Genomic DNA, 11,495 nt, shown 5'->3' on the forward strand with positions numbered 1-11,495 from the left:
CTGATAACAGGGGGAATCATGACTACCGGATCGAGGATGGGAGGGCCTCCGCCAGCGGGCCTTGGAGACGCGGTGGTGCGGCCCACACGCCGGTTGGTGGGGATCGATGCGGCTCGCGGGCTGGCGCTGATCGGGCTGATGGCCATTCACCTGCTGCCGGCTTGGAACGAGGAGACCGGGGAAGCGAGCTGGTCGTGGCGGCTGTTCTCGGGGGACTCCGCTGCCCTGTTCGCCCTGCTGGCAGGGGTGGGGTTGGCACTGACCTCCGGGGGGCGGCACCCGCACGAGGGGAGAACGATGACCGCTGACCGGATCGGCCTGGTGGTGCGGGCGGTGCTGATCGCGATCGTGGGGTTGTGGATCGGGACGCTGATGTCGGAGGACCCGCCCGCTTACAACATCTTGATCTACTACGGGGTGTTCTTCCTGCTGGCGATTCCGTTCCTGCACGCGGGCCCGAAGGTGCTGTTCATCTCTGCGGCCATCTTCGGGGTGGTGGCCCCGATGCTGATGCAGGGACTCCAGGATGCGTTGCCCGAATTCGTCTCCTACAACCCCACGTTCACGGATTTGCTGACACAGCCCGGTGCCACGGCATCCCAGCTGCTGCTGACCGGGACTTACCCGGCCCTGCCGTACATGACGTATTTGCTGGTCGGACTGGGGCTGGGGCGGTTGAACCTGCGCAAGACTGAGGTGCAAGCCCGACTGGTGGTGGTGGGAGTGGGGCTGGCGATCTTCGCCCAAATCACCTCCTACGTCCTGCTCTATGCCTTCGGCGGCTACCAGAAGTTGCTGGATGCCTCCTCGATGGGCGAGCACGAGCTGGATGATGTGCTGGTTTGGGGGCCGGATGCGTTGCCCACGGACACCGGGTGGTGGCTGGCGATCGCCACCCCGCACACCAACACCCCGCTGGCGATCGCGGCCAGTCTCGGGGTGAGCCTGACGGTGCTGGGGCTCTTCCTGCTGATCGGCCCGAAGATCGGGAAATGGTTGTTGCCGCTATCGGCAATGGGCGTGATGACCCTGACCCTCTACACCGCTCACCTGGTGGCGCTGTCCGTCGAGGCCCACTACGAGCTGCCCTACCTGTGGTTCATGGTCCACCTGGCGGTCGCGGCGCTGTTCGCGGTGGCCTGGCACCGGGGCCTGGGGCAGGGGCCCCTGGAGAAGGTGGTCAGCACCAGTGTGAAAGGCACCCGCCAGCTGGTGCTGGGCAGGTCGGCGAAGAACGGCCACGGATAGCCCGGCCCCGGCAGGCACATCATGACGGGCCGTGCTCGTCGCAGCAGACGTGCTCTGTGCGGCGGGCTCGTCGCCGTCGCCGTCGCACAATGTTCTGGCGATGACGCTGGGATCAGTCCGGGGGCGTGTGGCGGGGCAGTCGGATCTGGAAGCGGCTCCCGCGCCCGGGGCCCTCACTGGTGACCTCCAAAGTCCCGCCCTGGGCTTCGACGAGGGACTTGCTGATGGCCAGCCCCAGGCCGGATCCGCCACGGTGGGCTTCCCGGCCGGAGTTGGCGCGGTAGAAGCGTTCGAAGACGTGCCGGAGGTGCTCAGGGCCGATGCCGTCCCCGGTGTCGGTGACGGTGACGGTGACCGCCGCCGGGGTGTGGTCGGTGCGCACGGTGATGACACCGCCGGGTGGGGTGTGGCGCAGGGCGTTCTCCAGCAGGTTGCCCAGCACTTGTCCCATCCGCTCCCGATCGACCAGCACCGGTGTGACCTCCATGCCGGTGCTGACAGCGGTCACCGAGATGTTCTGGGCGGTGGCGTCTTGCTGGACGGCAGCGACCGCCTGGGCTGCCAACCGGCTTGGGTCCTGGGGGGTCAGTTGCAGATGGGTCATCCCTTCCTCGGCGGCGGTGAGCTGGCGGATATCGCGGGCCAGTCGCTCCAGCCGGGCGATCTGGGCGTAGAGGATGCCGGTGGTCCGTTCATCCCACTGGACCACTCCGTCCTCGATGCCCTCCAGGTGCCCTTTCAGACTGGCCAGCGGGGTGCGCATCTCGTGCGCCAGATCGGCCAGCATCTGGCGGCGGGTGGTGTCTACGGCGTCGAGCTTGGCCGCCATGTCGTTGAAAGAGCCCGCCAAGGAGTCGAACTCCGGGCCCAGGGTGGTGGAGGTGACACGCACGTCGTAGTTGCCGGCAGCCACCTCCTGTGCGGCGGTGCTGAAGGAGGTCAGGGACCGCCCGATCGTGCGGTAGAGGTAGAAGGTGAGCATCCCGGCGATGTAGAGCGCCGGAACCCCGCCGATGGTCAGGGCGGTGAGGCTCACCGAGCGGAAGGCGTCCTCCAGGTGCACCAGCCCGTCGGCCTCATTGGCGTGGCCGGCCTCGATGAGCTCGTAGTAGAACATGTTCGGCCCGACCAAGACCGCGGTGATCACCACGATGATCAGCCCGACGGCCAGCACCGCGGTCTGGGCCAGCATCAACCGCACCGTCAACGGGCTCCAGGACCAGCGCCGGGTGCGGCTAGAGACGGTGGTGCTCATCGTCCGGTGCCCAACCGGTAACCGATCCCGCGGATGGTGTGGATGAACCTCGGGCTGGACGCCTCATCGCCGAGCTTCTTGCGGATCCGCCCGATGTGCACATCCACCAGGTGCTCATCCCCCGTCCAGTGCGTGTCCCAGACCAGCTCCACCAGCTGCCGGCGGGAGAGCACCAGCTGCGGGCGGGCCGCCAGACACAAGAGCAGGTCGAACTCGATCCTCGTCAACGCCACCGGTTCCCCGCCCAGGTGCACCTGACGGGAGTCCTCGTCCACCACCAGCTCCCCGATCACCAGGGCGTGCTGCCCTGGTAGGGAGCCGGCTGCGGATTCGGCACCTCCCGTGCGGGCCCGTCGCAACATGGCCTGGACCCGGGCCACGAGCTCGCGCGGGCTGAACGGCTTGGTCATATAGTCATCGGCACCTACCGACAGGCCCACGATCTTGTCGACCTCGTCGTCGCGGGCGGTGAGCATCAGCACGTGGCAGTCGGAGAAGGTCCGTACCTGGCGGCACACCTCGAACCCATCGATCCCGGGCAGCCCCAGGTCCAGCACCAGTACGTTCGGGGAGAAATCCTGCACCGCGGCCACGGCCTCGTTGCCGGTGTGGCGCAAAGTGACTTGAAGTCCGGCGTTGCGCAGATAGCCCGCGATCAACTGCGCCAGGTCGACCTCGTCGTCGACCACCAGAACACGCCCGGTGAGCGGATCCGTCATCTGTCCTCCCGGTGTTGATCACTGTGACATGGACACTGTGCTGCAGGTCTCGGCGTCCCAGGGCGACCGCGTCTGAAGCCTCGGGAACGAAACGGGGTGCCTCTATCGTTTTCGTCAAGCGGCCAGGGCCACCGGTGACGGGTCTCGTGGCTCGGTGGGGTCTTGGTAGAGGTGCCGTCGCGCAGCATCGCGAAGAGTCGGTCCGTCGTCGGCGGGCCAGGGCGATGACGGCCTGGTTGTGGCGTTTGCCCTGGGCCCGTTTCCGGTCGTAGTACGCCCGTGAGGGCGGGTGGTTGAGCGAGGCGAAGGCCGAGAGGAACAGCGCCCGCTTCAATCTCTTGTTGCCGCCCTTGGCGGCGTGCTCGCCGCGGATCGAGGTCCCCGACCTTCGGGTGACGGGGGCGATCCCGGCGTAGGAAGCCAGGTGCCCGGCATCTCGGAAGTCCTTGCCGACGACCTCGGTGAGGATCCTCGCGGCGGTCCTGACCCCTACCCCGGGCATCGAGGTCAGGACCGCGGAAGAGGTGGGCCTCCACGAGGGCCTCGACCTGGGTAGCCACCGTGGCGCGCTGGTGGATCAAGGCGGCCAGCTGCCCGGCCAGGATCGGGACGACGGTGGCGGCGGCCTCGGTGCCGGCGACGACCACGCTCTGCTGCCCCAGGGCGTCGAAGATCTCCTCCGTGAGGGCCTCGGCCAGCCGGGGTGCGTGCTTCTTCAGTCGGGCCCGCATGGCCCCGCCCGGCCGCGGCCAGCTTGGCCGGGGTCGGGTAGCGGGTGAGCAGGTCGGCCACCGCCGGATGCGTCACCCGCGGCCCGAGGACCCGTTCCAGGGCGGGGTGGATCTGGGTGAGCATCCCGCGCAACCGATTGGAGGTGGCGGTGATCTGGGCGGCCAGGTCGTCGTCGAAGCCGGCCAGCACCGCGAGTTCGGCGATCTGGGCCTCGTCGACCCGGATGTCGCGCAGGGTATGGGGCATGGTCCGGGCGGCCTCAGCGATGATCAGGGCATCCCGCGCATCGGTCTTGGCCGTGCCTGGGTGCAGGTCCGCGATCCGGCGCATCGCCAGTCCGGGCAGATAGGCCACTTCAACCTGGTCGGTGGCTTCGGCGACGGCCACCGGCAGCGCCCCGATGGTGGCCGGCTGGTCTACGACCATCAGCACCGGCCCGTGCTCGGCGGCCAGCTCCTCGAGGATGGCCCGCAGCCGGGTCTCGTCGTTGGGCAGGGCCTTGTCGTAGACCGTCTTCCCGGTGCTCGTCACGGCCACGGCGTGGTGGTCGGACTTGCCGACGTCGAGGCCGACGAACACCGCCGGCAGTGGTTGCTCCGCCACGATCGAATCCCCTCTCCTGCACTGGCATCTGCGCGTGCTGGCCGGCCGGGAGGTGGTCACGCTCGGCATCCACGTTACGAAGGCCCTGAACCAGCGGGCCCTGCCTCTATTAGCGATCCGTGACCACCGGACCGGTCCTCGGTGACTACACCCCCCGGATCATGGATGACTGGGGGCAAACGATCATGCCGAGGACCGGCCGGTCAGCACTCCTCCATCCTGCTGGACGGACGAGATAGGAAGAAGGTAACGGGGGGCGGACTCGTCGTGGCCGGGCTCACCGGTGAACCGGTGGTCGCTTTTGTTAACGATCTCCTGCCCCAGGCCGATGAGATGGCTATCGAGCACGGAGAAGATCACGTGTCGCCCTTCCGCGAGTCCCGACACACGCAACTCGCCCGGGACCGGCCACCACCACCGTGCGGTTCACCTCGGTGGTCTGGGCTCTCTCGGTGACGGCGCGCATTGGTGAGGCAGGCCACCAGGCGAGGGGTCCACGCCCTGAGGCAAGACGAGGGGGAGCTGCCAAACCCACGGTTGAGCGGTGATCGTGCGGGGTGCTGCTGGCTGCGCGAAGGGCGCGCACCCATTGGGGTGCTGCGCCAAGGAGCACCGCGCTGGGCTGGCTGGAACACTTCAACCGGAAGAGCGGATGCAACAGTGGAACGGGTCGACGGGGACCATGAAGTCCCGGCGTCGGCCCGTTCCAGCCGGTGACGGCCCAGTGCGTAGTCCTGGGTCAGACCGCGAACCACTCCTCCAACCAACCCTGCATGAGCTCGATCTCCGTCTGTTGATCCTCGATCATCGTCTTCGCCATGGCTCGCAGCTCGGGGTCGGTGCCCATCTGCAGCTCCATCTCGGCCATCTCGAGGGCCATCTGGTGGTGGGCGATCATCTCCTCGAGGAAGGCCTTGTCGAAATCATCCCCGGACAGCTTCGCCAGCTCCTCGAGGCTCATGCCGTCCATGCCGTCCATGCCGTCCATCATGGCGCCCTGCATGTCGGCATTCATGCTCTGACCATGGCCGCCATGACCATGGCCGCCATGACCATGGCCATGGCCGTGGCCGTGGCCGTGGCCGTGGCCGTGGTGGTGGTGTCCCGGGGTGTTCTCGGCGGCCAGCCGCTGAGCCGCCGCTTCCAACTGCTGGATCTCCTCGGTCTGGGCCTCGATGATCTTCTCCGCCAGGTCACGGATCTCGGGACGCTCGGACTTCTCCAGGGCCAGCTCGGCCATGTCGGTGGCACCCTGGTGGTGGGGGACCATCATCACGGCGAAATGGCGGTCGTGGCTCATGTGCCGCTCAGCACCCGTCTGTGCGGAGGCGGAGGCAGGCTGGTGCGTCGGGGACGCGACCGCCGCGGTCGCCCCGGCACCGCTGAGGGCCAGCGCCAGGGCCGTCCCGGCGGCCAGGTGCTTGAACGTCGACGTCATGACGAACCTCTCCTTCGCAACAGCCCGTGCTGGGCCTGCATATCGTGGTGTTTGCTCTGCTCTGCTCTGCTCAGCCTCGGGTCGAGGCGGGCCGATCCGTCCACGGTAGCCCCGCCGTGGTTGCTTTCTCCGGGCTGGGAGGGCTGGGCGGTAGATCTTCACTGAACCTTCAAGAGCGGGCCCATCAGGGGGCCGAATCGGGGTGTTCCCCGGCGGTGGCCTGATGTAGGCATCTCAGGTTCTGACCGACCGATCCTGGATGCTGATCAGGTGGGGGCACACCCGCCGCCCGCCACGAGCGGCATTCGAGGCGGGCGGCGTCCTGTGTCAGCGGAAAGTGACGTAGCCGACCGTCGGCATGGCATTCACGCTGTGCACGAAGGTGCCCTGGGTGGGGTTCAGTGCGGAGATCATCTTGCCGCCACCGAGGTAGATGCCGATGTGGGCCCCGCCGTTCTGGACGACGAGGTCCCCGGGGCGCGGGTCGGTGGTCGGGGTGCCGGCCGCCCACTGCTGCTGGCTGGTACGGGGGATGTCGATGCCCTGCTGGGCGTAGACCCACTGGGTGAAACCGGAGCAGTCCCAGGCGCCGAAGTCCGTGCCGCCCCAGACGTAGCCGGTGCCGACACCCTGCATCGCGGTGCCGACAATGCCGCCGGCCGCAGCGGAGGTGGCGGAGATCTCGGAAATGTCCGAGGACTGGGGGGACAGACTCGAGGTGGCCGCCCCAGCGGCCGGAGCGGCCGGCAGGCTCGCCGTCTGCACAGTGACGGGGGCCTGGGAAGCGGCCGGGGCCGGGGAGGTCGCGGGGGCCGAGTATGCGGTGCCGGACGTGGCGGGGGCTTCGGCATAGGCCTGAGCCGGGGCGACGGAGCCGATCACCGCCGCGCCGACAGCGGCGGCCAGGGTCGTGGTGCGCACCAGGTGCGAGGGGGTCTGGGCGCGGTGGCGGGCAGAGCTACGCGTGAAGAAAGCCATGAATAGGGGTCCTCCTTTTGCCTACGAGGTGAGCTGTCGGGTTCGGGTGGGAGGCACCCGGCCGCCGAGCCTGTAGCTCCGGCGGCTTCACCCCAAGGTCCGGGTGCGGACCGGGTATGGTTCCCCCGCTTCTGCCAAGTCATTTCTGTGATGGGGACCCCGGCTGCCGGCAGAATTCGGCGAAGCACCCGGGGAAGCCGATGAGATCAGCCAACGGCACGCAGAGGACACTAGCGCTTAGATAACGAAAAGGTCACATTCCCTGTAGCGCCGGGAAAGGCTTGCGCCTCCTCGCGCGATCGCCGGCAAACCGGCCGGTAGCCCACCACACCTGGGGCACATTCGATCCGGCGGGGTGGCGCCGCTAGCTGTCGTTCCTTCCGGTGCCACCACTCATCGGGACCGCTCGGGGGAGGCTCTGACCTGCGGCATCGCGCCGATGGGCGCGGTGGGAGCTCGGATCCGCTGCCCTTACTACCCGTGGAATTCTTCGGCCTGCGCCGGGTGCGGGGGGAGGTGAGCCCCCGGGGGAGCTTCAGCGTCCCTCAAGGGTGTTCTCGGATTCTTTTACGAAACCGCCCAGCATTGCTTGGGGGAGTGAGCTGTTTCCTTCATGAAATCTTCATATCCAAGGGTGTCGAACAGGTGAGAAGACCTGCTTTCTTCACGAGATCTTCAAATTCCTCCGGGTCCATGTATTGGACCGGTAGATCAATGGCCCGGGCGAGGGGAGTAATTGAGCGGGCCCTTCGCTGTCGTTGGTGAGGCCAGAGTCGTCAGCGGCGGAGCCACTGGGCTGCCGGCTGCCACGTGGCTGGGCCGATCAGTATTCCGGGCCGATTGGGGACGCCGGGCGGTGCCGTCACCGCTGCCTCGATCGTGGGCACGGGCTGTTGATCCGCGATCCGCTCGCCCCGCAGGCGTTCCTCGACAAGGCCGGCACTGGGCGGGAGCAGTGCCGACCGTGGTGACCGTGCGGATCGGCATGGCGCAGGCCTTGCAGGGGGGTGGCCGCTTCCGGGCCGTTGGCGGCGGGGACGGCTGGACCTACTGCTCGGCGGGGTGGGCCGGCTCCTCGCCGGGTGCGGCCTCGACGTGCTCGGGGCCCGCGGCCACGTCGCGGACCGTGTGGCCGCCGAACTGGTTGCGCATCGCCGCGATCATCTTCATTGCCGGGGCCTGGTCCTGCCGGGAGGCGAACCGGGCGAAGAGGGCACTCGAGATGGCCGGCACCGGGACCGCGAGGTCCAGGGCGGCCTCTACCGTCCAGCGGCCCTCGCCGGAGTCCTCGGCGTAGCCGGCGAGCCGGTCCAGGTGCTCGTCCTCGTTCAGCGCGTTCACCGCCAGGTCCAGCAGCCAGGACTTGATCACCGACCCCTCGCGCCAGGAGTTGAACGTCTCCCGCACCGAGCGGACGTGACCGGCGGCCTCGAGCAGTTCCCAGCCCTCGGCGTAGGCCTGCATGATCGCGTACTCGATGCCGTTGTGGACCATCTTCGCGAAGTGGCCCGCACCGTGCTCGCCGGCGTGGACGAAGCCGAACTCGCCGGCGGGCTTGAGCGAGTCGAAGATCGGCTGCGCCTTGGCCACGGTGCCCTCGTCCCCGCCGACCATGAGGGCGTAGCCCTGGGTGATCCCCCACACGCCGCCGGAGACCCCGCAGTCCAGGTACTCGATGCCCCGGCTCGCCAGTCTCCGGGCGCGGGGGGCGTCGTGGACCCACCGGGAGTTGCCGCCGTCGATGATCACGTCCCCCGTCCCGAGCAGCCCGGACAGCTCGTCGATCACCGGGTCCACCACCGTGTCCGGCACCATGACCCACACGACCCGGGGCGGGCTGCCGATCTGCTCCACCATGGCGGTGAGGCTCTCGGTGTCGGAGAGCTCCGGGTCGGTGTCGTAGCCGACGACGGTGTGGCCGGCCTCGCGCAACCGCTCACCCATGTTGCCGCCCATCTTGCCCAGTCCTACCAGTCCCACCTGCATGGTGTACTCCCTTCTCGGTCCTCCGCCGCTCAGACGGAGATCAGCTGGCCGGGTCACCCCACGGAGGAAAACCGCACAGACACAGCCCTCTTGTATCTAGCCAACAGGGACAGTTTCCTCCCCTCCATCTCCAGGTGTCCGCCACGTTCGCACGCTCCCGTCTGGGGCTGCCACCCGACGTGCGGAACCGGTGCCGGACGGGCCCAGCCGCACGGATGCGTCCACGCGCGTAGCGCTGCTCCATGCCGACAAGCTCACTAGCCCGCCGCGCCAGGGAGGGCCCCACGGTTCCAGGACCTCCTTCTTGAAGGTTCCGTGAAGATTCCCGCTCATCGCCCTGACATGGAGTTGATCACCGTTTAGATACAGCGCTGATAAGGCTACTGTCGGAAACATGGTGGATCGCAAGATCCGTCGGCACCAGATCGATATACCGCACGAACCGCAGTATGAGAGAAGGAGCAGAACCATGACCCATCACGTGAGCTCGATGCTGGAGACCTACCCGAAGGACCTGGGGGACATCGACCAGCAGAAGCTGGTGGAGTGCATCGAGGCCTGTTTCGAGTGCGCCCAGACCTGTACCGCCTGCGCGGATGCCTGCCTGGCCGAGGACATGGTCGCGCAACTGAGCACCTGCATCCGCAAGAACCTGGACTGCGCCGACATCTGCGCGACCACCGGCCGTGTGCTCTCCCGTCAGACCGGCAACAACGCCGAGGTCACCCGGGCCGTCCTGGAGGCATGCCGGGCCGCCTGCAAGGCCTGCGGCGACGAGTGCGCCCAGCACGCGGGTGAGCACGAGCACTGCCGCGTGTGCGCCGAGGCCTGCCGCCGTTGCGAGCAGGCTTGCGCGGACCTGATCTCCTCCCTGGGCTGAGACGGGCCGAGCACTGACCTGACGCAGGAAAGGTAAAGGACGAGCATGGAAGAACAGAGCGTGATCTCGGGCAAACGGCGCCTTCGGCGGCGTGTTCCTGCCGCGGCCGCGTCGGCCGTTCTGGCTCTCGGGGCGGTGACCGGCACAGGGGTGGCGACGGCGGCCCCGGCCTTCGCCGATGCCCCGGCCGGCAACGAGCAAGCCGCCAGCTTCGAGGTGGAGTTCCTGAAGAACATGATCGACCACCACTACATGGCGGTCGTGATGGCTCAGGAGTGCGTGGACAAGGCCGTGCACCCGGAACTGGCCGCGATGTGCGAGGACATCATCACGGTCCAGAACCAGGAGATCGAGCAGATGCAGACCTGGCTGCAGGAGTGGTACGGAATCACCTATGAGCCACAGCTGTCCACCGGTGACATGGCTTCGATGCAACGGCTGGACCAGTTCACCGGGGCCGAGTACGAGATCCGGTTCATGCAGTCGATGATCCGCCACCACTGGGCGGCGATCCGGGAGGCCGAGACCTGCCTGGACCGCGCCGAGCACCAGGACCTGCTGCAGCTGTGCCAGAACATCAAAACGGTCCAGCTGAGCGAGATCGCACAGATGCAGATCTGGCTCGAGGAGTGGTACGACCGCCAAGGCGGCCGCCCCGCCGCCACCGCCTGATCGACCCGCTGACCGGCCGATGTCCAGCTACACCATCCGCCGGTAAAAGACGGGGCCTGCCCCTGCACGAACGAGCTGCACGGGGGCAGATTCCGTCTTCCCCCCATACCACCCACTACTGCCTGGCGTTTGCTTCACCGCGGTGCACGCATGGGCCCGGTGTCAGACCGCCCGGCATCCGCCGAGCCGGTATCGAGGGACCGGCTCATCGCCCGAGAGGGAATCTGCCATGCACCACATTCCATTAGGCCGCCGTACCGCGGCCGCCGCCTCCGCGGCCGCTGTGGCCACTGCGTTGCTGGGCGGAGCCGCTGCGCCGGCATCCTCCCACTGGGAGGCCGCCCCGGTGTCCTCCCACAGTCAGACGGAGATGCTCCAACCGGACCCGACCTCCCCGACCGCCTACGAGTTCGGTGAGACCCTGGCCGGGCTGGAGGGCGAGGAACTGGAGATCACGTTCCTGGCCGAGATCATTCCGCACCACCGGGCCGCGATCGAGATGGCCCAGCTGGAGCTCGAGCGCGGAACCAGCCCGGACATCCGCACCCATGCGGAGAACATCATCGCCAATCAGCAGCACCAGATCGACCAGTTCACCACCTGGTTGGAGGAGTGGTACGGGCTGACCCCTGAAGAGGCCATGGCCCAAGCCCCGGCAGAAGCCCAGGAGGAGATGAAGATCCTGGAGGAGGAGACCCAGATGATGATCGAGGAGCTGTCGGCCGTTGAGGCCGGTGAGGACTTCGATGTCGCTTTCGTGCAGAAGATGATTCCACACCACAACAGCGGGATCATCGAGTTCCTCGAGCCGCAGTCCCGCGCCGTGCACCCGCAACTGCGCGTGGCGGCCACCTCGGGGATCACCACCCAGCAGGCCCAGGTCGCGGACTTCCGCACCTGGCTCGCCGGCCGCGCCTGATCACCGAGCTGAAACGGCGCGATCGGTGGGGCCGCCCGTTAGGGTGGCCCCACCGATCAACGACA

10 protein-coding genes, 1 pseudogene and 1 riboswitch are annotated in these 11,495 nt (G+C 67.8%); of the genes and pseudogenes, 4 read left to right on the forward strand and 7 right to left on the reverse strand.

The window, feature by feature from the left end; genetic code table 11:
* Positions 1 to 96 precede the first annotated feature (96 nt).
* Positions 97 to 1,248: a heparan-alpha-glucosaminide N-acetyltransferase domain-containing protein gene (locus EQG70_RS01230; RefSeq protein ID WP_232035230.1), complete on the forward strand. Its 1,152-nt coding sequence runs from the start codon at positions 97 to 99 to the stop codon at positions 1,246 to 1,248.
* Between the two features lie 112 nt (positions 1,249 to 1,360).
* Here EQG70_RS01230 and EQG70_RS01235 read toward each other — a convergent pair whose 3' ends face one another.
* From EQG70_RS01235 to gnd, 7 genes and pseudogenes are all read right to left on the reverse strand, one after another.
* Positions 1,361 to 2,503, reverse strand: a complete 1,143-nt coding sequence (locus EQG70_RS01235; RefSeq protein WP_244296637.1) for a sensor histidine kinase — start codon at positions 2,501 to 2,503, stop codon at positions 1,361 to 1,363.
* Positions 2,500 to 3,222: a response regulator transcription factor gene (locus EQG70_RS01240; RefSeq protein ID WP_109269532.1), complete on the reverse strand. Its 723-nt coding sequence runs from the start codon at positions 3,220 to 3,222 to the stop codon at positions 2,500 to 2,502. The genes EQG70_RS01235 and EQG70_RS01240 overlap by 4 nt, the downstream gene beginning before the upstream one ends.
* 170 nt (positions 3,223 to 3,392) lie before the next feature.
* Positions 3,393 to 4,557 (reverse strand): annotated as a pseudogene (locus tag EQG70_RS01245) (IS110 family RNA-guided transposase); the annotation flags it as partial.
* A 183-nt stretch (positions 4,558 to 4,740) separates the two neighbouring features.
* Positions 4,741 to 4,917 (reverse strand): hypothetical protein, encoded by a 177-nt coding sequence (locus tag EQG70_RS18045; protein WP_167508845.1) that lies wholly within the window; start codon positions 4,915 to 4,917, stop codon positions 4,741 to 4,743.
* A gap of 379 nt (positions 4,918 to 5,296) precedes the next feature.
* Positions 5,297 to 5,995 (reverse strand): DUF305 domain-containing protein, encoded by a 699-nt coding sequence (locus tag EQG70_RS01250; protein ID WP_109268479.1) that lies wholly within the window; start codon positions 5,993 to 5,995, stop codon positions 5,297 to 5,299.
* Positions 5,996 to 6,322: 327 nt separating this feature from the next.
* Positions 6,323 to 6,973, reverse strand: a complete 651-nt coding sequence (locus tag EQG70_RS01255) for a C40 family peptidase (protein WP_109268478.1) — start codon at positions 6,971 to 6,973, stop codon at positions 6,323 to 6,325.
* Between the two features lie 6 nt (positions 6,974 to 6,979).
* Positions 6,980 to 7,148, reverse strand: a riboswitch (cyclic di-AMP (ydaO/yuaA leader).
* Positions 7,149 to 8,020: 872 nt separating this feature from the next.
* Complete coding sequence (gene gnd, locus EQG70_RS01260) at positions 8,021 to 8,959, reverse strand: phosphogluconate dehydrogenase (NAD(+)-dependent, decarboxylating) (RefSeq protein WP_109268477.1); 939 nt, start codon at positions 8,957 to 8,959, stop codon at positions 8,021 to 8,023.
* A gap of 469 nt (positions 8,960 to 9,428) precedes the next feature.
* Here gnd and EQG70_RS01265 point away from each other — a divergent pair, with 469 nt between their 5' ends.
* From EQG70_RS01265 to EQG70_RS01275, 3 genes are all read left to right on the forward strand, one after another.
* Positions 9,429 to 9,839, forward strand: coding sequence for a four-helix bundle copper-binding protein (locus EQG70_RS01265; protein WP_109268476.1), 411 nt, complete (start codon positions 9,429 to 9,431; stop codon positions 9,837 to 9,839).
* 45 nt (positions 9,840 to 9,884) lie between these two features.
* Complete coding sequence (locus tag EQG70_RS01270; RefSeq protein WP_109268475.1) at positions 9,885 to 10,511, forward strand: DUF305 domain-containing protein; 627 nt, start codon at positions 9,885 to 9,887, stop codon at positions 10,509 to 10,511.
* A 346-nt stretch (positions 10,512 to 10,857) separates the two neighbouring features.
* On the forward strand, positions 10,858 to 11,430 hold the full coding sequence (locus EQG70_RS01275; RefSeq protein WP_232035231.1) for a DUF305 domain-containing protein: 573 nt from the start codon (positions 10,858 to 10,860) through the stop codon (positions 11,428 to 11,430).
* The last annotated feature ends 65 nt before the right edge of the window (positions 11,431 to 11,495 follow it).

Source organism: Kocuria rosea, assembly GCF_006094695.1.
In the GTDB taxonomy this organism is placed as follows: Bacteria; Actinomycetota; Actinomycetes; order Actinomycetales; family Micrococcaceae; genus Kocuria; species Kocuria rosea.

Bases quoted from the DNA above. Each gene is read 5' to 3' on its own strand.
- EQG70_RS01250 (WP_109268479.1), bottom strand. From the start codon at position 5,995: ATGACGTCGACGTTCAAGCACCTGGCCGCCGGGACGGCCCTGGCGCTG.
- EQG70_RS01270 (WP_109268475.1), top strand. From the start codon at position 9,885: ATGGAAGAACAGAGCGTGATCTCGGGCAAACGGCGCCTTCGGCGGCGT.
- EQG70_RS01235 (WP_244296637.1), bottom strand. From the start codon at position 2,503: ATGAGCACCACCGTCTCTAGCCGCACCCGGCGCTGGTCCTGGAGCCCG.
- EQG70_RS01240 (WP_109269532.1), bottom strand. From the start codon at position 3,222: ATGACGGATCCGCTCACCGGGCGTGTTCTGGTGGTCGACGACGAGGTC.
- EQG70_RS01265 (WP_109268476.1), top strand. From the start codon at position 9,429: ATGACCCATCACGTGAGCTCGATGCTGGAGACCTACCCGAAGGACCTG.
- EQG70_RS01255 (WP_109268478.1), bottom strand. From the start codon at position 6,973: ATGGCTTTCTTCACGCGTAGCTCTGCCCGCCACCGCGCCCAGACCCCC.
- gnd (WP_109268477.1), bottom strand. From the start codon at position 8,959: ATGCAGGTGGGACTGGTAGGACTGGGCAAGATGGGCGGCAACATGGGT.